The sequence below is a fragment of the Acinetobacter sp. CIP A162 genome, from assembly GCF_000367905.1.
Classification (GTDB): Bacteria; Pseudomonadota; Gammaproteobacteria; order Pseudomonadales; family Moraxellaceae; genus Acinetobacter; species Acinetobacter lwoffii.
Map to the genome: position 1 here is coordinate 422,969 of NZ_KB849157.1, position 23,985 is coordinate 446,953.

Below are 23,985 nucleotides of genomic sequence, written 5' to 3' on the forward strand. Positions count from 1 at the left end.
CCAAGCTATATCTATATTTTAAAAATGATGCGAAAAATTTATTTTAAAAACTGCAGCAGATCATGTTGTAAGTTTTCGAGCTGTTTTAATTTAAACGTTCTCAGGTGGCCGCGCAATGTGGAAATATCGCTAATATTCTGCTGCTTGCTCGATACCTGAAATAAATCATGGGGCCCTAGATAGCACAGCATCTTATTTTCTGGGTGAAACAGTAAATCACCCTGACGCTGTTCAAAAAAGTCGGCCAGTCGCAGCACAAAACCCGGACTGAGTAATTTGGCAGTTTGCAGCGGATCACTGCCATAAAAGCTTAATCTCTGGTTGGTGCGAATATCGCTGCTGTGCCAGGGATGGCTATAAGGATAATAAAATTTCTTTCTGGAAGTCGTAACGGCCAGTCCCTGAATCTGGATATCAAACACAAATACGCCCCACAGGTCTTTATGGACCTGCATCAGTTTGACTGGCTGACCTTCCTTATTTCGGGCCTGTACTTCATCAATATAGTGGTATTGGAACAGTAGCACCTGATGTTGCTGGCCATTTTCATCTTCCCAGACCGTGCTGGCATAACGCTGAATCTCATTACTCAACGAACCTTGATTGAATACTGGAAATAATTGTTTTAAATGCCGGATAAAGTGCAGGGGATTGAGTGGCATGGAAATATGCAGTGGCTGTTTTTGAAAGGCAAGCTGATATTTTTTGGCCAGTGCCTGTTCTTCCAGAAAAGCAATGACTTCCTCTAAGGGCTGCTGCTGTTCATAGCAAATATAGGCCCAGAAGATACAGAGACAGCCGAGAAAAACACTGCCCTGAATCCAGATATTTCCCGGCGCAATAAAAATGCTGCCAATCAGAAAAAGCCCAATTCCGGCAAGCGCAAGCGGCAGGTTATTTTCAAACTTGAGCGTAATCGGGCCATTCCAGGGATGCAGCCCGTCGAGCAGTTCTTGATGAGTTTTGGCCTGTTGACCCAGATCCCAGAGCCGAGCGATATTCTGAAATACCACTGCATTTTTCTTGCGACGAATATGAATGGATTGTTGTACAGACTCGATCGGCATGGGCAATGGTTCTCGCTTATTTCGCCTGATCAATCAGCATGGCATCGCCATAACTGAAGAAGCGATACTTGCTGTCTACTGCATGTTTATACGCATTCAGAATATTGTCACGATTGGACAAGGCAGACACCAGCATTAACAGGGTCGATTCTGGTAAATGGAAGTTAGTGATCAAACGATCGACCACTTTAAACTGATAACCCGGATAGATGAAAATCTGGGTATCACCTGTCCAGGCTGCCAGTTCACCGTTATGTGCTTGTGCTGCACTTTCGACTGCACGGGTGGCAGTCGTGCCTACAGAAATGACTTTATTACCGCGGGCTTTAGTCTGACGAATCATCTCGACCGCAGTTTCAGGGACGTCGCACCATTCGCTGTGCATGATGTGATTTTGAATATCATCGGTACGCACTGGCAGGAAAGTACCTGCACCAACATGTAGGGTCACAAAAGTTTTTTGAATCCCTTTGGCTTCCAATTTTGCCAACAGATCGGCATCAAAATGCAGGCTGGCAGTAGGTGCTGCAACGCTGGCCAGTTTGGTTGGGTCATTAAACACAGTTTGATAACGTTCAGTATCAATCTCTTCCGCTTCACGGTTGAAATAAGGCGGAATCGGCAAGGCGCCGTATTGATCCAGCACATCGAGAATTGGTTGTGAAAATTCTACAATAAACAGATTTTCATGACGGCCTTGTACGGTCACTTTCACTGCATCCGGGCCAATAAAAAGTTCTGCACCGGCTTTCGGAGTGTTGCTGGCCTTAATATGACAATAGGCAATAAAGCGATCTTGCATACGCTCAACCAGCACTTCTACCGCACCGCCTGAAGCACGTTTACCTTTTAAACGGGCCTTCATGACTTTGGTGTCGTTTAATACCAACAAGTCGCCGTCTTCAAGTAAATCCAGAATATCGGTAAATTGATGGTCATGATATTGACCTTGGGCATCGAGGTGCAACAGGCGAGAGGCACTGCGTGTTTCCAGTGGGTAGCGAGCAATCAGCTCATCGGGGAGATCAAAATTAAAATCAGAAAGTTGCATGATGATTTACGCTAAAAAAACTGCGGCTAGTATAAACTTTTTTCTTTTTTATGGCGGGAATTGCTCGATTTTAAAACGAAAAAATGCGATTTGTTTTAAAAATAAACAAATGAAAATATTCTGCGTTGACAGTGCTGAGAAATCGCGTATTATACCTTTCATCCACTCCCGAGGTGGTGAAATTGGTAGACGCGGCGGACTCAAAATCCGCTGTCAGAGATGACGTGTCGGTTCGAGTCCGACCCTCGGGACCAAAATTCTAGAAAACCCCAAGCGCATTCAGTCTTGGGGTTTTTTATTGCCTGAAAAATAATAACCTGTTTCTTTTTATCTTCTCTTCAAAATTATCTACTTGATTTAAAAGACAACTCGTGAAAATAACATTGCATAGCACCGTTTAAAAATAGATTACTTCAGTGATTGCGATGCATGAATTGGACATAAAAAAAACCGGCACGTCAGTGCCGGTTTTTTTAATCAATTTAACCTAAGGTTAAATCGATTTTTTAACTCATTACATAGAAGCAAGAGCAGCATTCAAAGTAGCACTTGGACGCATCACTGCATTTACTTTCTCTTGATCAATCGCATAGTAACCGCCGATGTCTACTGATTTTCCTTGAACTTCTGCAAGCTCAGCAACGATTTTCTCTTCATTTTCAGCTAAAGTTTTTGCAAGAGGTGCAAACTTCGCTTTCAATTCAGCATTTTCGTCTTGAGCAGCAAGTTCTTCAGCCCAGAATTTCGCCAGGTAGAAATGGCTGCCACGGTTATCAAGCTCACCTGTACGACGAGAAGGTGACTTGTCGTTATCCAGTAATTTACCAGTTGCACGGTCTAAAGTTTTGGCAAGTAACTTGATGTTGTCATTGCCTTCTTTAATACCCATTTCTTCTAAAGAAACTGCAAGCGCCATAAATTCACCCAGTGAATCCCAACGTAAGTGGTTTTCTTCAACTAACTGCTGTACGTGCTTAGGAGCAGAACCACCTGCACCTGTTTCGTACATGCCGCCACCCGCCATTAATGGCACGATAGACAACATTTTCGCAGATGTACCCAATTCCATGATTGGGAACAAGTCAGTCAGGTAGTCACGCAGGATGTTACCTGTTACAGAAATAGTATCTAGACCGCGCGCAACACGTTCAAGCGTATAACGCATTGCACGTACTTGTGACATGATCTGGATATCAAGACCAGTGGTGTCATGATCTTTCAGGTATTTTTCAACTTTCTTGATCAGTTCATTTTCGTGTGGACGGTACGGGTCAAGCCAGAAGATTGCTGGCATGCCAGAGTTGCGTGCACGAGTCACAGCAAGTTTCACCCAGTCGCGGATCGGTGCATCTTTCACCTGACACATACGCCAGATATCGCCTTCTTCCACATTTTGAGACATTAACACTTCACCTGTTTCTAGGTCAGTGATGTTCGCAACACCTGCTTCAGGAATTTCGAAAGTCTTGTCGTGTGAACCGTATTCTTCCGCTTTTTGCGCCATCAAACCAACGTTAGGTACAGTACCCATGGTTTTTGGATCGAAGTTGCCATTCCATTTACAGAAATTGATCATTTCCTGGTAAATACGTGCGAAAGTTGATTCAGGCATGACTGCTTTACAGTCGTAAGGCTTGCCGTCAGCGCCCCACATTTTACCGCCACCACGAATCATTGCAGGCATAGAAGCATCTACAATCACGTCGTTTGGTGAATGGAAGTTAGTGATGCCTTTTGCAGAATCAACCATCGCTAAAGCTGGACGGTGTTCTTGACAAGCATGTAAATCAGCAATGATTTCTTCACGTACAGAGGTTGGTAAAGTTTCAAGCTTTTCGTAAAGACCGGCCATACCGTTATTGACATTAATGCCAAGCTCATCAAAAAGCTTGCCATGTTTTTCGAATGCTTCTTTGTAGTAGATTCTTACACAGTGACCAAAGACGATTGGGTGAGACACCTTCATCATGGTTGCTTTAACGTGTAAAGAGAACAGAATGCCTGCTTCACGACAGTCTTCAAGTTCTTTTTCGTAGAAGTCGCAAAGTGCTTTCTTGCTCATGAACATTGAGTCGATGATTTCGCCGTCTTGAAGCGCAACTTTTGGCTTAAGAACAATGGTTTCACCAGACTTGGTGATCAATTCCATTTTCACATCACGTGCGCGGTCTAAAGTCATTGACTTTTCGCCGTGGTAGAAGTCACCTTCGTCCATGTGTGAAACGTGAGTTTGAGACCACTGTTTCCACTCGCTCATAGAGTGCGGGTGTTTTTTCACGTAGTTTTTAACGGCAGCAGGCGCACGACGGTCTGAGTTACCTTCACGTAGAACAGGGTTTACTGCTGAACCAAGACATTTGCTATAACGTGCCTTGATTGCTTTTTCTTCTTCAGTGGTCGGGTTTTCAGGATAGTCAGGGATTGCATAGCCTTTAGACTGAAGTTCCTTGATACACGCTGTTAGCTGGCCAACAGAAGCACTGATATTTGGGAGTTTGATAATGTTCGTGTCTGGATCTTGTGTAAGACGACCTAGCTCAGCTAGAGTGTCAGGCACCTTTTGCTCTTCGCTTAGGTAATCTGTAAATTCGGAGAGCACGCGCACAGCTACAGAGATGTCACTTTTGACGATCTCAACGCCAGCTGGCTTAGTAAAGGTCTCAATGATCGGCAGCAGAGAATAAGTCGCCAGTAATGGCGCCTCGTCGGTCAGTGTGTAAATGATAGTTGACTTTCCACCAGCCATATATAGCCCCTTGCGTTGGATTGAGTTTCTGAGGACCGAACTTTTGGCCCAGCCTCTTTGAACCGATTTGCTTAAATAAAAACATTGAGAGTATCGTCTTTCAGCGCATTTCAGTCAACGAAATATGCCTTTAGATTGAAATTTGGGCGAAAATTTGTACAGATTTGTGCGGTTTAGCCGTGTTTGTATTTTGTACAAAAAAATAATCTTCTATCGCTGTAAATCCTGATGAAAATGATCGGAAATGATTCGCTAGCCAATTGTATTCACTGAAAATGGTTTTTTGATCCTGACACAGGCTTAAACTGATCCTCGATATGGAGATGGATACCGAGTGACTGGATGCTGTTTTGCGCAAATTCAGTCAGGCTGATGATGCAAATTTGTCCTTGGCAGATGGCTACATCATCATGGAATAGCTTTGCGCTATACTGGCAAGCATCAATGAAATGATCTTAAAGATTGACGCTAACAAGGAAATGTAATGCCCAGCTTGTTTATTGTGATGCTCGGTGGTCGTCATGCCCGTGCCAATACAGAAGTTCATGATGTGGTTTTGGCAATAGGAGAGAGTCTGGAAGATACCTATCCGCAATTGAAAAATGCCTGGTTTGCGGAACAGAAAGGTCTGCATATTGATGCTTGGGCGCAAATCAACGGACTGGAGTTCGAGGGCAAATCCTATACGCTGCAATTTACTGATGCACAGCCACAGCAATCCGATGGAAAACTTTGGCTGATTAATCTGGGTGGTTATGATCCACGTGAGTTTGGCGAGCTGCATCGTTATGTGCTGGTGGTTGCACAGAATGCCATGGTGGCCAAACAGCGCGGTAAAGCCTACTTCGCCCGGCACTGGCAAAAACAGCATACTGACCGTGTGCTGGATGTAGATGACTGTATTGCCATTGATCAGGTTTATGGTCGCTACGTACAACTGTTAGAGGGTAGTTTCAGTGGCAATCGTTGGGAAAATACTTATCTCACGATTTAAAGCAGTTTGCGATTGAATTAAACCTAGGGCTAGCTGAATGATTCGACGAGTGACTTAAAAAAATCTTTATCAAAATTTAATAATCGGCATAATACTGCCAAGGAAAAGCAGTTTTGACTGAGATGGAATGTCTTAAATGGATTTAATTCAGGCAAATGGACAACCGCGTTATGGACGTTTCAAGGAACTTCCAAAAAGTATTGACTATCAGGCATATCAATACAAGAATCCTTATGGTCATGTGCTGTCAGGCTGGCGTAAGCATCTAAAATATAAAAAATTCAAATTCTGTAGTATTCAGCACGAGCATTATACCATTGGACTGGCAATTGCCGATATCGCATGGGCAGGGCATGGTTTTGTCTATGTCTATAACCATATGACCAATGAAGTGCTGGAATGGAATGCGATTAATTTCCTGTCACGCAACACTGTGCTGGATGAACAGCCACTGTTTAATCATAGTTATTTCCATAAGTCACCTTTTCAGATCGATATCCAGCATGCCAACGGCGTGCGTTATATCAACGTCAGCAAATACGGCGAAATTAAACTCAGTGCCCGGATTTTCTGTGCCGGAACCGATCCACTGAGTATGTGCAGTCCGACCGGCATCAATGGCTGGACCTATACTCAGAAACTGACCACTTTGGGCTGTGAAGGCTTTTTCATTAACAAGCAGGGTGAAACCATTCAGTTTAATGAACGCAGCTTTGCTTCTCTGGATGATACCTGTGGCTTTTTGCGCCCGGAAACGGCCTGGTTCTGGTTGTCCTGTAATTTCTGGGATGTGAACCATAATCGGATTGGACTTAATCTGGCTTCAGGTGTGAATGAAAGTTTTGGCAATGAAAACTGTCTGTGGATCAATGGCAAGATTTATCCGTTGGCCGATGTGCTGTTCCAGCAGGAATCGGAAAACCAATGGACGATTCAGTCGCTGGATGAAAGATTGAATCTGATGGTCAGCACAGGCTGGCGCCGTTATGAAAATCTCAACCTGCGTCTGGTCGGGAGCCAGTTTAGTCAGTGGCAAGCCAAGGTTTCCGGAACGATTCAGCAGGATGATCAGGAAATTATTTTACTAAATGAATATGCCTTGCTTGAACAGCATTATGCCAAATGGTAAAAGTGCAGGACATAAGACCTAATTTAAAAGCCTTCAATTTTGAAGGCTCTTTTGATTTGAGCTTAATCTTTGGCGGCCTGCCAGAAGGCTTCACCGGCCTGAATTGGATCATTGGTTTCGGCTAAGGTTTTTACCCAGACATCATATTGCGCAATAACCGGATGTTGACTAGGATGGAAGTCTTTTTTAAACCAGTCCCGATATTGTGGGCCCATGCGGGTCAAGGTGCCGTTACGGCCAAACAACCAGGGCAGTCCTTTCAGGTTCATTTGCAGACGCTCTAAGACACTGAAGCCATCATGTTTCAGCATGACATTGGCGCGATAGGCGGTATAACTAAACATCAAAAATGTCGTACTGAGCAGGGTCATTTTGCGCATCCATTCAGGTGTTTTTGCGACCTCTTTCATCACGTCAAAAGCCACATCACGATGTTCCATTTCTTCAATCGCATGCCAGGCAAACATGGCACGTACATAAGGATGGCCGTCTTTTAAGGTGGATTTCTGACCGTAAAAAGTTTCAGCCATCAGCGCGGTCAAGTGTTCTGCCGCTGCCGTAGTTGCAATATTGAACTGTGCTGAACGATGTTTGAGGTCATAGGCGAACATATTATTCAGACGCTCAATAAAATCATCGACAGGCATGCCTTGTTCACGCATCAGCTGGTTCATTTTCTCATGGGCAATGCCGTGCTGTGCTTCCTGACGAATAAAATCTGCCACACGTTTTTGCAGCTCCGGGTCTGTGATCTGATCTCGGAACAGGCGCACACTCTGAATAAAATAACGCTCGCCATCTGGAAAGGTCAGGCTCAAGGCATCGAACATGCGGGTCAGAAAGGGGTCACCGCCAAACCAGTAGCGCGGGATTTCATCCAGTTTAAAATCAAGCTGGGTCCGGACCACGGGCTTTATTGAAGATTTTAATACTGCATTCATCTTATGAATTCTTTTTTGTGACGATGCTGACAGTATGTCGGGGAATGCCGTAATTGTTTTGACAGTGCTTGCCAATTTTTATACATTTTATGCCAAATGAAAATAAAACTGCTTAGACTAAAGCAGGCAGCGGGAAGCGCGCATGCAAGAAATTAAAATACCCAATGGTTATATTCAGCTTTGGGCGACTTATCTGCGCAGTCTGCAAATTGAGCCTTTGGAAGCTGACTTTCTGCAAGATGTACATGAAGCGCTTGTCCCCCTGATTGATCAGCCTTTTGCCACGCAAGTGCCGCTGGAATTATTAAATCAGCTTCTGTTAAGAACCCGGCAACATTTAAACTGTCCACAACTAATTTTCGAGATCGTGCAGGTTATTCGTCCAGAACATTTTGGCGTGCTCGGTTATATGGCTTCGCGAAGCAGCAGCGTTGCGGAAATGATCCGGCATATCATTCGCTTTCAACGACTGGTGATTGATGGCAGTGAGTTTGTACCTTTGCAATTGAAGCAGCGTGAACACAGTCTTGAATTATTTTGGGCCTATCTGGATGAAAAATATAATCTGTTAAATGAGCTGACCATGGCCGCGATGGTGCAGTTGGGGCGTGTCATTTTGCAGGATCATCAACTGTTACTGCACTGTGTACGTTTTGCCCATGCGCCCGACAGGGGGCAAATGCATTATCAAAAGTTTTTTGCCAGTGAGGTGAGATTTTCTCAGGACTATTATGGCATAGAGCTGGATTTGCAAGGACTGGCACATGGGTCTGAGCAGGCTGATCCAATCCTGTTGCAGCTACTGGTTCATCAGGCAGAACAGGCGATTGCAGCCAAGCCGCCCCTTGAAAATCATTTGGAACAGGCGCAGCAAATGATTGCCGAACAGCTGCGGACCCAGCATCAGGCCATTAAAGTTGAACAGCTTGCCCGGCAGTTGTTGATGTCGACACGTAGTTTGCAGCGCTTATTCAGTACACAGGGCACTTCATTTAAAAAACTGCTGGAACAGCAGCGGATTAAACGTTGCGAGCTGTTGTTGCAGCAGGGATTAGGTCTGACCGAGATTGCCGAGCAGCTGGATTATTCTGATCAGTCGGCTTTGGCACGGGCCTATAAGGCAGCCACCGGACAGACCTTGTTAGAGCGAAAAAGGCAGTTACACAAAGCACGAAGCTGAAAAAAGCGACCGGTATCGGTCGCTTTTTTATTTTCGCAGGATGATGGATTAAGTGCTTGCTTTCACCTGAGGGAATCTAAACGCGATCGCAGCAATCGCAAAAATGGCCAGAATCCAGCAATAGTACACACCACCAATCAGTTCAACCGGCGAGATTTTTGCAATGGAACAGGCCAGTAGTAACTGTGCGCCATAAGGAATTAAACCCTGTACCACGCAAGAGAAAATATCCATCAGTGCCGCAGAACGCTTGGGATCCACCCCGTATTCTTTGGCGACTTCACGCGCCATATCACCAGACAGAATAATCGCCACGGTATTATTGGCCACAAAGATATTCGAAAACACCACCAGAAAACTAATCCCGATTTCGCCGGCACGTTGCTTCCCAACTTTAAATAGACGGGTCAAGCTATAAATGCGCTCGATCAGCCAGCGTAAACCGCCTTCTCGTTGCATGATCGCCGAGAGGCCACCCAGGAACATCGACAATAACGCCACTTCAAACATGCCGACAAAGCCATCATAAATTGAAGTATTCAGTTTGAGCAGATCAAATTCAGCTGTGGCAAACAGGCCAAACAAGCCGGAAAGTAACACCCCAATGGTCAGCACAGCGAGAACGTGTAAACGGCTAAAGGCTAAAATAAATACGGCGATATAAGGTAAAACCAGAAGCCAGTTAAAATCCTTGTATTCCACTGCATTGCTACTACTGGTACTCAACACGTAAATCAAAATAGTGACGATTGAGGCTGGAACCGCAATCCAGACGTTGACCCTGAACTTGTCACGCAGTTGTACGCGTTGGCTGGTGGTCGCCGCAATGGTGGTGTCTGAGATCATGGACAGGTTATCACCAAACATGGCACCACCGACCACTGCACCAATCGCATAAATCACATCAATATCGGTAACCTGGGTGAAACCAAAAGCGATTGGCGCACAAGCCGCAATGGTGCCCATGGAGGTACCCATCGCCGTGGCAATAAAGGCCGAGATCACAAATAACATCGGCAGAATAAATGTGGGTGGAATCACCGACAGGCCCATCTGCACGGTGGCGTCGACGCTGCCAATGGCGCTACTGACGCTGGCAAAGGCGCCGGCCAACATAAACACCATAAACATCAGAATTAAGTTTGGATGACTGGCACCTCTGAGGAATTCCTCAATGCCCTGGTTGAGTTTGCCGCGATACACTAATGCAGCCAAGATAATCGCAGGCAGGGCAGCCACAGGCGCTTTCACCTGATAGAACGCGAACTCGGTTCCGATCAGGGAATGATAGATCCCGCTACCCAAAAATATGGTTAAAAATACAATAAGCGGCAGCAGTGCAATGGCGCGTGCCTGCACTGTAGCCTCAGAATCAGTCTGCATAGGAGATAAAAAAGTAAGAGAATAGGACTAGTATAAAGCAGGTTTTGCTATTTCAGAAAACTTTAAATGAATGCGCTAACATCTGCATTTTTATTAATTTTTATATGATAAAAATAAGTTTATCTAAATATTCAGGATTTTAGGTAATAGCAAAATTAGGCATCTTTGATCATTGAGAAAAAAATCAAAATAATCGTAAATAGACCCTTCCGAATTGTTTTGAAATCTTCGCACAGGAAATGAAGTACTCGAGGTCGGTATCGCAGACTGTTCATTGGACAAAAAATAGCGTTACAATGCGATGTCTTGTATTTCTACATAGTCAATGCCTCAAGTTTGAAACACGTTAAGGAAAATACCACCCTATGTCACGTTTAGCCACACGATTTGGACAACTTAAATCTCAACAGCGTAAAGCTTTAGTTTCTTATGTCATGGCGGGTGATCCGCATCCAGAAGTCACAGTGCCTTTGCTGCATGAGATGGTGGAAGCGGGTGTCGACGTGATTGAGCTGGGACTTCCTTTCTCGGACCCGATGGCAGATGGGCCGGTGATTGCACTAGCTGCTGAACGTGCTCTGGCAGGTGGAACCAATACCCTGGATGCCCTGCACATGGTGAAAGAATTTCGCTTGAAAGATCGCGAAACACCAGTGGTACTGATGGGTTATCTGAATCCGGTTGAAGTGATTGGCTATGAAAAGTTTGTGGCTTATGCCTATGAATGTGGAGTAGATGGTGTACTGCTGGTGGACTTGCCACCAGAAGAAGCACAAGGTCTGGGTGAAGTACTGGAAAAATATGATATGGATCAGATTTTCCTGCTGGCACCAACTTCAACCGATGCACGTATTCAACACGTAGCGAAACAGGCCAGCGGCTTTATTTACTATGTGTCACTGAAGGGCGTGACCGGTGCAGCAACTTTAGATGTCTCTGAAGCCGCTGCACGCATTCAAAAGATTAAAGCTGTGACTGATGTTCCTGTAGGCGTAGGTTTCGGTATCAGTGATGCTGCATCTGCGAAAGCGATGGGTGTTGCTGCCGATGCAGTTATTGTGGGTAGTGCGTTTGTAAAGCAGTTTGCAACGCTCGCACCAGAACAAGCCGTTATTGCGACGGTGAATAAAGTCAAGGAGCTTCGAGCAGCGCTCGATGAGTTAGTATGAGTCAACAAGTGAAATCAGGCAAAATTCTGAGCCCATCGACCCCATGGACGGAGCGTACTGTTCCGGGCATTCAGGTACCCGATGAGCAAACGGCATATAAAGCGACATTTACCGAGCCTACGATTGAGTGTCCTGAATGTCATGCATTGGTGACCCGTACTGCCATGTCATTTAATGCCTATGTCTGTCCGCAATGTGATGAACATTTGCGCATGAAAGCCCGTGAACGTCTGAACTGGTTCTTTGATCAGGTACAAACAGAATTGGGTCAGGAATTTATAGCCAAAGATCCCCTGAAATTTGTCGATAGTAAAGCCTATCCAGACCGTATGGCTGAAGCGCAAAAGAAAACCGGTGAAACTGAAGCACTGGTGGTAATTCAGGGTTTGCTGAAAGGCGTACCGATGATTGCCTGTGCGTTTGAGTTCGACTTCATGGGCGGTTCTATGGGCACAGTGGTCGGTGACCGCTTTGTTCAGGCTGCAGAACATGCGATTGAAGCTCGTCAACCTTTGATCTGTTTTGCTGCTTCGGGTGGTGCTCGTATGCAGGAAGGCATGTTGTCCCTGATGCAAATGGCGCGTACTTCGGCTGCGATCCAGCGTTTAAAAGAAGCAGGTCTGCCTTATGTAGTGGTATTGACTCATCCAGTGTACGGCGGTGTGACCGCATCATTGGCAATGCTGGGTGATGTACATATTGCTGAACCGAAAGCGATGATTGGCTTTGCCGGTAAACGTGTGATCGAACAGACTGTACGTGAAAAACTGGAAGAACCGTTCCAGCGCGCGGAATATTTGCTTGATCATGGGGTAATCGATCAGATTGTTCACCGTCATGCATTACGTGATACAGTTTATCGTATCGTTACGAAGTTGATGAATTTGCATTGAACACAGCACCCTTAGCAACAGATTCTTTAAATACATGGCTCGATTATTGGAGCCATGTTCACGTTACGGGTATTGATTTAGGTCTGGAACGGGTTATTCCTGTGGCTGAAAAGCTGGGCGTGACATCTCCAGAGGCCAAAGTGCTGACGGTGGCAGGAACCAATGGTAAGGGTTCGACCACCACCACGCTGGCCGCGATCCTGAATGCGCAAGGCTTCAAGGTCGGGCTATATCAATCCCCCCACGTGTACCGTTTCAATGAGCGTGTTAAATTGCGCGGCATTGAAGTGGAAGATCAGTTGCTGATTGATGCTTTTGTTCAGGTCGATCAGGCTCGTCGCGAATGCGGTTTGAGCCTATCTTTCTTTGAAGCCACGACCTTGGCTGCTTTTGTGATTTTTAAAGATCAAGTCTGTGATGTGTGGGTGCTGGAAGTTGGCTTAGGCGGCCGTCTGGATGTGGTCAATGTGGTCAACCCGGATGTGGCGGTGATTACCAATATTGGTCTGGATCATACTGACTGGCTTGGTGACACCATCGAGAAAATTGCTTTTGAAAAGGCCGGAATTATTCGCCCGGATATTCCCGTGGCGTTTGGTGGACAGCAACAGATCCCGCAAGCCATTCTAAATAAAGCTCAAGAATGTAATGCATCTTTGTATGCAATCAACCGTGATTATTTCTATAAAGCCTTTGAAGATGGCCAAAGCTGGGCTTTTGCTTCATCGGGTACGACCTTAAAACTCCCAACAGGTTCGCTGGCACTGGATAATATTTCTACCGCCGTGGCCGCCATTCTGCTGAGCGGATTAAACGTCAGCCAGCAGGCAATTGCACAAGGCATTCAAACGGCAAAATTGCCGGGACGGTTTGAAATCCGTCAAATCCAGAATAAAACCGTGATTTTTGATGCAGGACATAACCCGCATGGGGTGGAATTTCTGCTGAAACAATTACGAGATTATTTAAATTACAATCAAAAATATAATGAAGTCATTTGTGTATTTTCAATGCTGGCAGATAAAGATATAAATTCTGTCGTCAAGTTATTGAAAGACACGGTTCAATTGTGGAAAATTGCACCATTATTCGTCCCACGTGCGGCAGAGGTCACAGTTTTGGCTGATGCTTTAAGCGGTGAGGCGGTAGAACAATTTGACAATGTAAAATTAGCTTTTAAATCAGCACTGGATCAAACAGATAATAATCAGCTGATTTTGGTATGTGGATCATTTCATACCTTAGAAGCGGTATGGGAGTATTTGGAAGAATGTCAATGAATAACAAACAGCGCTGGATGGGCGGTGTTGTTTTACTCGGTGGTGGTGTTTTATTGGCAGCATTACTCCTGAAAGGCCAAGATGAAATCAATCAGGACCGTCAGCAAAATCCGGCACAGGCTGCGGAAGTTGAAAATAAAGAGGCAGGCAATCATTCGCTCGGTTCTTTGACGGTCGATGTAGAAACAGAAAAGCGTTTACTTGAACAGCAACGCCGTGATCGCGAAAAAGCGGTTGCAGAACAGGAGGCGCGTGCAGCCGAATTTTTAGCGATGCAACAGCAGGCTGAAGCAGATGCTGCACGTAAAGCGGCTGAAGAATATGCTGCCCTGAATGCACACCGCCTAGGACAGCAAAGTTCCGATAATATTCCACCAGAACTGGTGGAAGATGAACAGGCCAAGCAGAAACGTCTGGCTGAAGAAAAAGCGGTGCAAGAAAAAAAGTTAGCCCAGCAGCAGCTGGACCAACAAAAAGCCAATAGTTCTACTGATGCAGCCAAGAAAGAAGCAGAGCGTAAAGCTGCTGAAAGTAAAGCCGCTGAAGAAAAACGCAAGTTAGAGCAACAGCAAAAAACCGAAGCAGAACGTAAGGCGGCTGAAGCAAAACGTAAAACCGAGGAAGAGCGTAAAGCGGCTGAAAAGAAAGAAGCTGAACGTAAAGCTGCCGAGGAAAAACGTAAAGCTGACGAAAAACGTAAAGCTGAAGAAGCCAAGAAAAAGGCTACAGCCGAAGAAGCCAAGAAGAAAGCAGAAGCTGAGCAGGCGCGTAAGTTACTGGAAGGTGAAGAGGACAAGCAATGGATGGTACAGGTGGCACTGGCAGCGAATGAAGCCAATGCAGATGCTGTAGCAGCCAAACTGCGTGCTAAAGGTTATAAAGTGACCAAAAGCTCAACTTCTAAAGGTGTACGCATCATGGTGGGGCCGTCCAAAGACCGTGAGACTGCAGATGCACTCCGTAAGAAAATTGCGTCTGATGCCAGCCTGAATATGAAATCAGCTTGGGTGAATGATTGGGTGCCACTGGATAAGCGTTAATTCTTTGCATTAACCAAAGTTTTTGTAGATGGATTCGTGAGTTGCTCGCGAATCCATTTTACATTTTTAGGGGTGAATAGATTGTCAATATTGCGCCAAATGGCATGAAAGCCATAACCGCCATGTTTCATTTCCTGTAGTGCCTGCTCAATCGGCCAATGTTCAAAAATAATCCGGTACATGGCGACACTGGCACCGGTTCGGTCTGAGCCGTGATAACAATGCAGGAGCACCTTTTGATGATTTTGTTGTGCTTGCTGAATCAGTAGCATAATTTTCAATAAATCTTCCCGATCAATTGCCCAGGTATGTATGGGTACATGATGCAGCTGAAATTTTTCATTGCTCAAAAGAAAGCTGTCTTTATCCCGTGAACGTAAATTAATAACCACATCGATCTTATGCTGTTTTAATAAAGGAATGAGTTCAGTTGAAGGCTGCTCACTACGATAGACAAAATTGCTGATTTGATGAAAATTATGATCCTGATGAATGGGCTGTCCCCAATGTTGAGGACGTTGAGGTTCAGGTAGGGCGGGCGTAGTCATGCAACCTGTCAGGAGGCAGCTCATCAGGATTAGAAATATGCAGATTTCCATACAGAGCATAGATGTTGTTTTTGTTATTTCAAGTTTAAAGTGGATATGGGATTTTGAATATAAAAAAGCCTATCCGAAGACAGGCTGTATCAACAAATCGAATCCGTGGCACGTCAATGTCGTATTCGATAAAGCATAAAATGTGGAAAATAGAGTTTCTCTTATCCTTTACTTTGCTTGTCTTGCGCAAAATTAAAAAGGAGTCCTTTTAATTTGTTGCTCGAAGCATAGCTTCTCACCTTCTTGCGGAATATATTCCTCAGGGCAGAGCAGTGCTCTGCTTATCCTTGCTCAGGATGGGGCGTTAAGCGCAGGTAAGGCGTGACCGCTGTATAACCTTTTGGAAAACGTTGCTTGATTTCTTCCTCATCTTTCAGTGAAGGGATAATCACAACATCATCACCATGCTGCCAGTTCGCAGGCGTTGCTACTTTATGGCTATCGGTGAGTTGCAGGGAGTCCACCACACGCAAGATTTCATGGAAATTACGGCCGGTCGATGCAGGATAAGTAATAATCAAACGGACTTTTTTATTGGGATCAATGACCACTAAAGAACGAACCGTTAGAGTTTCACTGGCATTTGGATGAATAAAGTCATATAGCTCGGAAACTTTACGATCCTGATCGGCAATGATCGGGAAATTCACCGTGGCGTTCTGGGTTTCATTAATATCTTTAATCCAGCCATGATGCGACTCCACATCATCAACTGACAAGGCAATCGCTTTAACACCACGTTTTGCAAACTCATCTTTCAGTTTTGCGGTATAGCCAAGTTCAGTCGTACATACCGGTGTATAGTCGGCAGGGTGTGAAAATAAAATGCCCCAGCTATCACCCAGAAAATCATAAAAATTAATCAGGCCTTCACTGGATTGCTGTTCAAAATTCGGTGCGGTATCGCCTAAACGTAAACTCATCTTTTTAGCCTCAATTGGTCTTTTAATGTCGAGATAGGATTTAATATGAATCAAATTTTTTATGATTAAAAATAGTGTTTTTTGCTTTCTTTATGAGTAAATTGCATAAATGGGATATCCATCTATCCAGAAGCGCAAAAATCAGTCACTTAATTGACTATGTTGCACAGGGAAAATTTGCTACATTACTTTGCCTTAGATCTTAGGGCTAGAACTAAGGATCAGATTTTTTTAGCGGTTTTACAGCAAAACCCTTGTAGTTCAAATTTCTAGCACCATAATAACGACTAAGAACATATTCATTTGACAAGCAAGATTTAGAGAGTCTATTCATGTTGGCAAGTCTGATCGGAGGAATCTTCGGTACCAAAAATGAGCGCGAACTCAAACGCATGCGTAAAATCGTAGACAAGATTAATGTGCTCGAGCCGACGATATCTACCCTTAGCGATGCAGACTTATCTGCAAAAACTGAAGAATTCAAACAACGATATAATAAGGGTGAAACCCTCGATAAATTATTGCCTGAAGCATTTGCAGTCTGTCGTGAAGCGGCGAAGCGGGTGATGGGCATGCGTCATTATGACGTGCAGCTGATCGGTGGTATTACCTTGCATGAAGGCAAAATCGCAGAAATGCGTACCGGTGAAGGTAAAACCCTGATGGGTACTTTGGCCTGTTATCTGAATGCCATCAGTGGTCAGGGCGTGCATGTCATTACCGTGAACGATTACCTGGCGCAACGTGATGCCGAGTTGAACCGTCCATTATTTGAGTTTTTGGGTTTAAGCATCGGCATTATTTATTCCATGCAAAATCCGATGGAAAAAGCTGAAGCTTATCGTGCCGATATTACTTACGGTACCAATAACGAATTTGGCTTTGACTACCTGCGTGACAACATGGTGTTCTCGCTGGCTGAGAAAAAGCAGCGTGGTTTGACCTATGCGATTATCGATGAGGTCGATTCGATCCTGATTGATGAAGCACGTACCCCGTTGATTATTTCCGGTCAAAGTGAAGATTCTTCACAGCTTTATGCAGCCATCAATAATATTCCACCAAAATTACAGGCACAGAAAGAAGAGAAAGTGCCGGATGGCGGTCACTTCTGGATTGATGAAAAACAGCGTTCAGTTGAAATTACTGAAGTGGGTTTTGAAACCATTGAAAGTGAATTGATTGAAATGGGCTTGCTGGCAGAAGGCGAGAGCTTGTATTCAGCGTCGAACCTGAACCTGTTGCATCATGTCACTGCAGCGATCCGTGCCCATTATCTCTATCAACGCAATGTGCAATACATCATCAACGATGGTGAAGTGATTATTGTCGATGAAAATACCGGTCGTACCATGCCGGGACGTCGCTGGTCTGAAGGTTTGCATCAAGCCGTAGAAGCCAAAGAGGGTCTGGAAATCCAGCCGGAAAACCAGACTCTGGCAACCACAACCTTCCAGAACTATTTCCGTCTGTATAAAAAATTATCCGGTATGACCGGTACTGCTGATACTGAAGCAGCGGAAATGAAAGAAATTTATGGTCTGGATGTGGTGCTGATTCCGACCCACCGTCCAATGATTCGTCAAGACCATAACGATTTAATTTATTTAAATCGTGAAGGGAAATATAACGCGATTATTCAAGAAATTCAGCGTGTGCATGAAGCTGGTGTCGCACCAATTTTGATTGGTACAGCCACCATTGAAGCTTCTGAGATTCTGTCGGATAAGCTAAAAGCGGCAGGGATCCAGCATGAAGTACTGAATGCCAAACAGCACGAACGTGAAGCCGATATTATTGCGCAGGCCGGTGCGCCGCGTGCAGTGACGATTGCCACCAACATGGCCGGTCGTGGTACCGATATTCTCTTGGGTGGTAACTGGAAGGCGTTGCTGGCTAAAATTGAAAACCCGACTCCTGAAGATGAAACGCGTCTGAAAGCAGAATGGGATGTTAATCACCAGGCTGTGCTGGATTCAGGCGGTTTGCATATTATCGGTTCCGAGCGTCATGAATCACGCCGTATCGATAACCAGCTGCGTGGTCGTGCCGGTCGTCAAGGTGACCCGGGTGTATCGCGTTTCTATCTGTCACTTGAAGATGACTTGATGCGTATTTTTGCCGGTGATCGCGTAGTCGGCATGATGCGTGCCATGGGCTTGCAGGAAGATGAAGCGATTGAGCACAAAATGGTGTCTCGCTCGATTGAAAATGCGCAGCGTAAAGTGGAAGCACGTAACTTCGATATTCGTAAGAATTTGCTGAAATACGATGACGTCAATAACGAACAGCGTAAGATCATTTATAGTCAGCGTGACGACATTCTGGCAGAAAATTCACTGCAGGATTATATTGAAGAAATGATCCGTGAAGTGATGCAGGGTGTAATCGCCAACTATATTCCGCCTGAATCGATTCATGACCAGTGGGATAGTGAAGGTCTGGAACTGGCGCTGCGTGAAGATCTTTCGATGGATCTTCCTATCGGACAATGGCTGGAACAGGACCGTCGTCTGGATGAAGAAGCTTTGGTGGTGCGCATTACCGATGAAGTACTGAACCGCTACCGTTCACGTCGTGAACAAATGGGTGAAGAATCTGCAGCTTCGCTTGAACGTCACTTTATGCTGAATTCTCTGGATCGTCATTGGAAAGAGCATCTGGCGGCTATGGATTATTTGCGTCAAGGTATTCATTTACGTGGTTATGCGCAAAAGAATCCAGAGCAGGAATATAAAAAAGAAGCTTATAACCTGTTTGTAAACATGCTGGGTACGATTAAGTCCGATGTCGTGACAGATCTGTCACGCATCCACGTACCGACACCTGAAGAGCTGGCGGAAATGGAAGCACAGCAGCAGGCACAGGCTGAGGCAATGCGTTTGCAGTTATCTCATGAAGAGTTTGACGGCTTGCTGGCAGGTGAACATGAGGTGACGACCGAGCAAAATGTTCAGGCGAATCCTGTAGCACCAGTCTTTGAAGCACCGGCAAGTCGTAATGCACCTTGTCCATGTGGTTCAGGCCTGAAATACAAACAGTGTCATGGCAAGATCTAAACAGTGTTAAAAAAAATCAGAGCCACATGGCTCTGATTTTTTTATGTATGAAGATTTTTCAGAAATTGAATACTGTTTGCAGTCTTAGGAATTAAATGCTATTTAATGGCTCATTCAACACCTCAAAGTGGAATAACCTGAATGAAAAAAGTATTAAAAACGCTCATGATTGCCGCTTTGGCAATACCTGCCTTAAGTTTTGCACAAACTGCAGCGACCACAACAATTGATAAAGTTCAGCAAGCGGTAGGTACTAACACTGCTCAAGTACAACGTACCGATGCGCAAGTGACTGTAGCAAGCCCACGTACCGGCATCCGTTATACCTTTGCCAACCAGAACCGTCCGATTGTATTGCAGACCGCTGCGATTGCAGCTGCTAATGCGGCAAATGCAGACCGTATTGTTGCTACTAATCCTGCACTTTCTAGTGCAAGTCAACAACAAGCGAAACAGGCTTTACTAAGCGAATCTGGACAACTTGCACAAAATTAAAAATATCTTAATTTTAAAAACGTAGAAACCAGTCTTGATGACTGGTTTTTTATTGTGAAAACCCATAACAAATCTCAGGCTGGCTCAGGCTTTGGCTCGATTTTTTGTTGCAGATCAACTAAGCTGTATTTTTCTAAAACTTCAATATTGGACTTTAAAATGGCAGTTGGTGACGTATCTATGCCACAGATGCATGTGGTGAAAGGGGTTAAAATTGGTTCGGCTGAAGCCTATGTGCGCTATCAGAACCGACGTGACCTGGTGATATTTGAACTAGCTGCAGGCTCCAATGTTGCTGGGGTGTTTACCCAGAATGCCTTTTGTGCAGCACCAGTGCATGTATCTAAAGCCCATTTGCAAGCTGGCAATCCACGTTACTTGGTAATCAATACCGGCAATGCCAATGCTGGAACAGGTCCTACAGGCATGGCAAATGCAGAAGCCACCTGTGCCAAGCTGGCTGAACTTGCAGGCGTGCAGGCTGCTGAAGTGTTGCCATTCTCGACTGGTGTGATTGGTGAGCAGCTTCCGATGGAGCGTTTACTTACAGGTTTACAGCCTGCGCTGGACTCATTGCGTGATGATGCCTGGGTCGACGCAGCGACCGGAATCATGACCACAGATACCACTCCGAAAGGTGCTTCAGAGCAGTTCGAGCTGGATGGTGTGACTTATACCATGACCGGTATTTCCAAAGGTGCAGGCATGATTCGTCCTAATATGGCGACCATGTTGGGTTATGTTGCGACAGATGCGCCGATCAGCCGTGAACTGGTTCAACAGTTATTAACTGAAACGGTCAATGTATCGTTTAACCGTATTACCATTGATGGCGATACCTCGACCAATGATTCGTGTATTTTTATTGCCACAGGTCAGGCCGGTGGTGCTGAGATCACTTCGACTGAAGATCCGCGTTATGCAGTGGTGCTAGACGTATTGACACGTACCATGAAACGCCTTGCGCAACTGATTGTACGTGATGGTGAAGGTGCGACTAAATTCATTACCGTGACTGTAGAAGGCGGTGGTAATACTCAAGAGTGCTGCGATATTGCTTATAGCATTGCGCATTCACCGCTGGTTAAAACCGCAATCTTTGCTTCTGATCCAAACTGGGGCCGTATTCTGGCAGCGATTGGTTATGCAGGTGTGCCGAATTTAGACGTTGCAAAAATTCAGGTTTGGTTAGATGATGTACAAATCTGTAAAGATGGTGGTGCGGCAGCAGACTATACTGAAGCAGCCGGTGCACGTGTGATGGCCCAGGCTGAAATGACGATTCGTGTTGATCTTGGACGAGGTCAGGCAAAAGATACGGTTTATACCTGTGACCTGTCGTATGACTACGTAAAAATCAATGCAGATTATCGCTCATAATTCAGATTGTTTATAAAGCCTCCGTTGTGGGGCTTTTTTTATACTTAATGATTTTTAATGACTGGTCAAAAATAGCATTTCGCCAGAGATGACCGGGATGTAGGGTGAAAGGTTCATTGAATAGTGAACCATGAGGGTAGAGTAAGAGTTGTTATGAATGATGCGACCAAATTAATAGCCAATGAAGCTAAATCGATTGTGCAGGCGCATTTAGATCGTTTAGGTGTTCCACAAGAACATCAAATGAGCCAGCAGGAAAAATTGGACAAATTTGCACAGATCAAGGCAGAGCTGGAAAAACAGGATGCTGTTTTGGTGGCGCATTATTATTGTGATCCTGAAGTGCAAGAACTGGCTGAACTGACGGGGGGCTGTGTTTCCGATTCACTGGAAATGGCGCGTTTTGGTCGCGATCATCCAGCTTCAACGCTTGTGGTAGCTGGTGTGAAATTTATGGGCGAAACCTCTAAAATTCTTTCACCCAATAAAACCGTGCTGATGCCAACTTTGGAAGCGACCTGTTCACTGGACTTAGGTTGTCCTGTCGATGAGTTTACCGCTTTTTGCGATGCGCATCCGGATCATACCGTGGTGGTTTATGCTAACACGTCAGCGGCTGTGAAAGCCCGAGCCGATTGGGTCGTCACTTCAAGTTGTGCAGTGGAAATTATCGAACATCTGGACGGTCTGGGCGAAAAAATCATCTGGGCACCCGATCAGCATTTGGGTCGTTATATCCAGAAAAAAACCGGTGCAGAGATGTTGCTCTGGGATGGTGCTTGTATCGTACATGAAGAATTCCGTTCACGCGGTATTGCCAATATGAAAGCACTCTATCCAGATGCTGCGGTTCTGGTACATCCTGAATCACCGATGTCTGTAGTCGAGATTGCCGATGCCGTGGGTAGTACCTCACAATTAATTAAAGCAGCACAGACTTTGCCGAATCAACGTTTAATCGTTGCTACTGATCGCGGTATTTTTTATAAAATGCAGCAGGCAGTGCCGGATAAAATTCTGATTGAAGCACCAACCGCAGGAGAGGGGGCAACTTGTCGTTCTTGTGCGCATTGTCCTTGGATGGCCATGAACGAGCTGGATGGTATCTTGCATGTGTTACAGCATAAAGATCAGGAAGTGCATGTCGATCCGGTACTTGCTGAACGAGCTAAACTGCCTCTAGATCGCATGCTGAACTTTAGTGCCGGACTAAAACGTTAAAATTTGTATAAAAAATGTCTGAAGCGATTGATAAATAAACGCTTGAAGCGTTTTTTCGGTTTTTTTTAAATATAGGTGTTGACGTCTCCGGGCGTCGCGCCTAGAATGCACACCGTACCGAACGATGTTCGATACGAAAGCTGAGATGAATCGGAGCATAGCACAGCCTGGTAGTGCACCTGGTTTGGGACCAGGGGGTCGTAGGTTCGAATCCTACTGCTCCGACCAATTCTTCAAGGCAAATGATGTTTGCATCAGTAACGCGCTTGTAGCTCAGTTGGATAGAGCATCCGCCTTCTAAGCGGATGGTCACAGGTTCGAATCCTGTCAGGCGCGCCATTTGGTCGCTTGATGTTAAGAATCAAAATGATGGTGGATGTAGCTCAGTTGGTAGAGCCCTGGATTGTGATTCCAGTTGTCGCGGGTTCGAATCCCGTCATTCACCCCAACTTTTAAAGTTGAAATCGGAGCATAGCACAGCCTGGTAGTGCACCTGGTTTGGGACCAGGGGGTCGTAGGTTCGAATCCTACTGCTCCGACCATCTCCTTCAAGATGGTCGAGATAAAAGATACCGCGTTAAGCGGTTTTTTTATGCCTGAAATTCAATGTGAATAAAAAATATACAATTGTTATCGGTGGCTATCATGATGAATGCTCGAATTCCTATTAAATTATTTTTCATCTAATAAAACTGTGCATTGAAGATTGCTTTCTTCTCGCATTGCTTCACTCTTAATTTTAATCATTCAACAATTTAACCAGAGTTTATCTATAGAGTGATTATCTTGTTGAATGGAATTTTAATGGATGGATGAGGATCATATTTTTAAAATGGGTAAGGGATTCCATAGTAAATCTATTTTATTAACTCATCTGTTGTGTTTGATCTGAAATAAAGACAATAAAAAATTTTTAGATAGATATAGCAATTAAATTAACTAGAAATACCCATTGATAAGTAAATAAACTACTTTAAAACATCAATAATTGAATAAATTTTGAGTGAAAAATAGAAAAACCTGTATTTTTTGTAGAATAAATAAACAATCGTGATGATTTTTCTGAATTATTTAAAAATAGGGGTTGTATTGGGCCGGGAATGCTGTAGAATGCACATCCATCGGCGGTGATGAAGATTAAAACTTCTGATAAAACAGTGACTTAGTTAAGTTTGATTGAGTTGGGTTTTATTTGATAAGTTTAAAAATAATCTGAATTACTGGTTGACTTTCTAGAGATAGAGAGTAATATAGTCGACCTAGCTTGCTGGTGACGAATTAGCAAGAAGATCATTAAGAGATTATGAAGAACAACTTGTGTGGATTTTTACTGGTTGATTGATCGAAATTATTTTCATTGATTGATGGTAGAAATTACTCGAAGTTTATTTGAGAAATATTTGTCAGAAAATTGATGAGCCAAGATTGGTGCCCT

At 44.6% G+C, this 23,985-nt stretch carries 18 protein-coding genes and 5 tRNA genes; 16 read left to right on the forward strand and 7 right to left on the reverse strand.

Annotation, left to right across the window (positions count from 1 at the left end; genetic code table 11):
- Positions 1 to 38: 38 nt before the first annotated feature.
- The gene (locus F995_RS02365) at positions 39 to 1,067 is read right to left on the reverse strand and encodes a hypothetical protein (protein ID WP_004645164.1); all 1,029 of its coding nucleotides are present in this window, start codon (positions 1,065 to 1,067) and stop codon (positions 39 to 41) included.
- A gap of 16 nt (positions 1,068 to 1,083) precedes the next feature.
- A complete protein-coding gene (gene queA / locus F995_RS02370) occupies positions 1,084 to 2,118 on the reverse strand; it encodes a tRNA preQ1(34) S-adenosylmethionine ribosyltransferase-isomerase QueA (RefSeq protein ID WP_004645165.1) in 1,035 nt (344 codons plus the stop codon).
- A 167-nt stretch (positions 2,119 to 2,285) separates the two neighbouring features.
- Between queA and F995_RS02375 the strand changes: the two genes are divergently transcribed.
- Positions 2,286 to 2,372 (forward strand) — tRNA-Leu (locus F995_RS02375).
- Positions 2,373 to 2,632: 260 nt separating this feature from the next.
- Here the strand turns inward: F995_RS02375 and F995_RS02380 are convergent.
- Positions 2,633 to 4,864: an NADP-dependent isocitrate dehydrogenase gene (locus F995_RS02380; RefSeq protein ID WP_004645166.1), complete on the reverse strand. Its 2,232-nt coding sequence runs from the start codon at positions 4,862 to 4,864 to the stop codon at positions 2,633 to 2,635.
- 484 nt (positions 4,865 to 5,348) lie between these two features.
- On the opposite strand from F995_RS02380, the gene F995_RS02385 reads away from it, so the two are divergent.
- Together F995_RS02385 and F995_RS02390 are read left to right on the forward strand one after the other, a co-directional pair.
- Positions 5,349 to 5,858, forward strand: a complete 510-nt coding sequence (locus F995_RS02385) for a DUF1543 domain-containing protein (protein WP_004645167.1) — start codon at positions 5,349 to 5,351, stop codon at positions 5,856 to 5,858.
- Positions 5,859 to 5,994: 136 nt separating this feature from the next.
- Entirely contained in the window at positions 5,995 to 6,987 is a 993-nt protein-coding gene (locus F995_RS02390) for a DUF2804 domain-containing protein (RefSeq protein ID WP_004645169.1), read from the forward strand.
- A 62-nt stretch (positions 6,988 to 7,049) separates the two neighbouring features.
- Here the strand turns inward: F995_RS02390 and F995_RS02395 are convergent, their stop codons facing one another.
- Positions 7,050 to 7,928, reverse strand: coding sequence for a metal-dependent hydrolase (locus F995_RS02395; RefSeq protein ID WP_004645170.1), 879 nt, complete (start codon positions 7,926 to 7,928; stop codon positions 7,050 to 7,052).
- Between the two features lie 142 nt (positions 7,929 to 8,070).
- Here F995_RS02395 and F995_RS02400 point away from each other — a divergent pair, with 142 nt between their 5' ends.
- Positions 8,071 to 9,108: an AraC family transcriptional regulator ligand-binding domain-containing protein gene (locus F995_RS02400; protein WP_004645171.1), complete on the forward strand. Its 1,038-nt coding sequence runs from the start codon at positions 8,071 to 8,073 to the stop codon at positions 9,106 to 9,108.
- Positions 9,109 to 9,156: 48 nt separating this feature from the next.
- Here F995_RS02400 and F995_RS02405 read toward each other — a convergent pair whose 3' ends face one another.
- Complete coding sequence (locus F995_RS02405) at positions 9,157 to 10,491, reverse strand: Na+/H+ antiporter NhaC family protein (RefSeq protein WP_004645172.1); 1,335 nt, start codon at positions 10,489 to 10,491, stop codon at positions 9,157 to 9,159.
- A 365-nt stretch (positions 10,492 to 10,856) separates the two neighbouring features.
- On the opposite strand from F995_RS02405, the gene trpA reads away from it, so the two are divergent.
- Genes trpA through F995_RS02425 form a run of 4 tightly spaced genes read left to right on the forward strand, consistent with a single transcriptional unit; the run spans position 10,857 to position 14,873 of the window.
- Entirely contained in the window at positions 10,857 to 11,660 is an 804-nt protein-coding gene (gene trpA / locus F995_RS02410; RefSeq protein WP_004645173.1) for a tryptophan synthase subunit alpha, read from the forward strand.
- On the forward strand, positions 11,657 to 12,553 hold the full coding sequence (accD, locus tag F995_RS02415) for an acetyl-CoA carboxylase, carboxyltransferase subunit beta (protein ID WP_004645174.1): 897 nt from the start codon (positions 11,657 to 11,659) through the stop codon (positions 12,551 to 12,553). The genes trpA and accD overlap by 4 nt, the downstream gene beginning before the upstream one ends.
- On the forward strand, positions 12,550 to 13,833 hold the full coding sequence (gene folC / locus F995_RS02420) for a bifunctional tetrahydrofolate synthase/dihydrofolate synthase (protein ID WP_004645175.1): 1,284 nt from the start codon (positions 12,550 to 12,552) through the stop codon (positions 13,831 to 13,833). Before accD ends, folC begins: the two co-directional genes overlap by 4 nt.
- Positions 13,830 to 14,873 (forward strand): SPOR domain-containing protein, encoded by a 1,044-nt coding sequence (locus F995_RS02425; RefSeq protein ID WP_004645176.1) that lies wholly within the window; start codon positions 13,830 to 13,832, stop codon positions 14,871 to 14,873. Before folC ends, F995_RS02425 begins: the two co-directional genes overlap by 4 nt.
- On the opposite strand, the gene F995_RS02430 is transcribed toward F995_RS02425, so the two are convergent.
- Together F995_RS02430 and F995_RS02440 are read right to left on the reverse strand one after the other, a co-directional pair.
- On the reverse strand, positions 14,870 to 15,472 hold the full coding sequence (locus F995_RS02430) for a dual specificity protein phosphatase family protein (protein ID WP_004645178.1): 603 nt from the start codon (positions 15,470 to 15,472) through the stop codon (positions 14,870 to 14,872). The two genes, F995_RS02425 and F995_RS02430, sit on opposite strands and share 4 nt — an antisense overlap.
- Positions 15,473 to 15,753: 281 nt before the next feature.
- Complete coding sequence (locus tag F995_RS02440; RefSeq protein WP_004645179.1) at positions 15,754 to 16,395, reverse strand: peroxiredoxin; 642 nt, start codon at positions 16,393 to 16,395, stop codon at positions 15,754 to 15,756.
- Between the two features lie 332 nt (positions 16,396 to 16,727).
- Here F995_RS02440 and secA point away from each other — a divergent pair, with 332 nt between their 5' ends.
- From secA to F995_RS02480, 8 genes are all read left to right on the forward strand, one after another.
- On the forward strand, positions 16,728 to 19,454 hold the full coding sequence (secA, locus tag F995_RS02445) for a preprotein translocase subunit SecA (RefSeq protein WP_004645180.1): 2,727 nt from the start codon (positions 16,728 to 16,730) through the stop codon (positions 19,452 to 19,454).
- A 141-nt stretch (positions 19,455 to 19,595) separates the two neighbouring features.
- The gene (locus tag F995_RS02450) at positions 19,596 to 19,949 is read left to right on the forward strand and encodes a hypothetical protein (RefSeq protein WP_004645181.1); all 354 of its coding nucleotides are present in this window, start codon (positions 19,596 to 19,598) and stop codon (positions 19,947 to 19,949) included.
- A 159-nt stretch (positions 19,950 to 20,108) separates the two neighbouring features.
- Positions 20,109 to 21,329 carry a bifunctional glutamate N-acetyltransferase/amino-acid acetyltransferase ArgJ gene (argJ, locus tag F995_RS02455; protein ID WP_004645182.1) on the forward strand — a complete coding sequence of 407 codons (1,221 nt, stop codon included), beginning with the start codon at positions 20,109 to 20,111 and terminating at the stop codon, positions 21,327 to 21,329.
- A 153-nt stretch (positions 21,330 to 21,482) separates the two neighbouring features.
- Positions 21,483 to 22,550, forward strand: coding sequence for a quinolinate synthase NadA (gene nadA, locus F995_RS02460; RefSeq protein ID WP_004645183.1), 1,068 nt, complete (start codon positions 21,483 to 21,485; stop codon positions 22,548 to 22,550).
- 151 nt (positions 22,551 to 22,701) lie between these two features.
- A tRNA-Pro gene (locus F995_RS02465) sits at positions 22,702 to 22,778 on the forward strand.
- Positions 22,779 to 22,812: 34 nt separating this feature from the next.
- Positions 22,813 to 22,889 (forward strand) — tRNA-Arg (locus F995_RS02470).
- Positions 22,890 to 22,922: 33 nt separating this feature from the next.
- Positions 22,923 to 22,998: transfer RNA gene (locus tag F995_RS02475), tRNA-His, on the forward strand.
- Positions 22,999 to 23,015: 17 nt separating this feature from the next.
- Positions 23,016 to 23,092 (forward strand) — tRNA-Pro (locus tag F995_RS02480).
- The last annotated feature ends 893 nt before the right edge of the window (positions 23,093 to 23,985 follow it).

Excerpts from the sequence above, each read along its gene's own strand:
- argJ (WP_004645182.1), top strand. The coding sequence starts at position 20,109 with ATGGCAGTTGGTGACGTATCTATGCCACAGATGCATGTGGTGAAAGGG.
- accD (WP_004645174.1), top strand. The coding sequence starts at position 11,657 with ATGAGTCAACAAGTGAAATCAGGCAAAATTCTGAGCCCATCGACCCCA.
- F995_RS02385 (WP_004645167.1), top strand. The coding sequence starts at position 5,349 with ATGCCCAGCTTGTTTATTGTGATGCTCGGTGGTCGTCATGCCCGTGCC.
- F995_RS02430 (WP_004645178.1), bottom strand. The coding sequence starts at position 15,472 with ATGGAAATCTGCATATTTCTAATCCTGATGAGCTGCCTCCTGACAGGT.
- queA (WP_004645165.1), bottom strand. The coding sequence starts at position 2,118 with ATGCAACTTTCTGATTTTAATTTTGATCTCCCCGATGAGCTGATTGCT.
- nadA (WP_004645183.1), top strand. The coding sequence starts at position 21,483 with ATGAATGATGCGACCAAATTAATAGCCAATGAAGCTAAATCGATTGTG.
- F995_RS02365 (WP_004645164.1), bottom strand. The coding sequence starts at position 1,067 with ATGCCGATCGAGTCTGTACAACAATCCATTCATATTCGTCGCAAGAAA.
- F995_RS02390 (WP_004645169.1), top strand. The coding sequence starts at position 5,995 with ATGGATTTAATTCAGGCAAATGGACAACCGCGTTATGGACGTTTCAAG.
- F995_RS02405 (WP_004645172.1), bottom strand. The coding sequence starts at position 10,491 with ATGCAGACTGATTCTGAGGCTACAGTGCAGGCACGCGCCATTGCACTG.
- F995_RS02450 (WP_004645181.1), top strand. The coding sequence starts at position 19,596 with ATGAAAAAAGTATTAAAAACGCTCATGATTGCCGCTTTGGCAATACCT.
- trpA (WP_004645173.1), top strand. The coding sequence starts at position 10,857 with ATGTCACGTTTAGCCACACGATTTGGACAACTTAAATCTCAACAGCGT.
- F995_RS02380 (WP_004645166.1), bottom strand. The coding sequence starts at position 4,864 with ATGGCTGGTGGAAAGTCAACTATCATTTACACACTGACCGACGAGGCG.
- F995_RS02395 (WP_004645170.1), bottom strand. The coding sequence starts at position 7,928 with ATGAATGCAGTATTAAAATCTTCAATAAAGCCCGTGGTCCGGACCCAG.
- secA (WP_004645180.1), top strand. The coding sequence starts at position 16,728 with ATGTTGGCAAGTCTGATCGGAGGAATCTTCGGTACCAAAAATGAGCGC.
- F995_RS02400 (WP_004645171.1), top strand. The coding sequence starts at position 8,071 with ATGCAAGAAATTAAAATACCCAATGGTTATATTCAGCTTTGGGCGACT.
- F995_RS02440 (WP_004645179.1), bottom strand. The coding sequence starts at position 16,395 with ATGAGTTTACGTTTAGGCGATACCGCACCGAATTTTGAACAGCAATCC.
- F995_RS02425 (WP_004645176.1), top strand. The coding sequence starts at position 13,830 with ATGAATAACAAACAGCGCTGGATGGGCGGTGTTGTTTTACTCGGTGGT.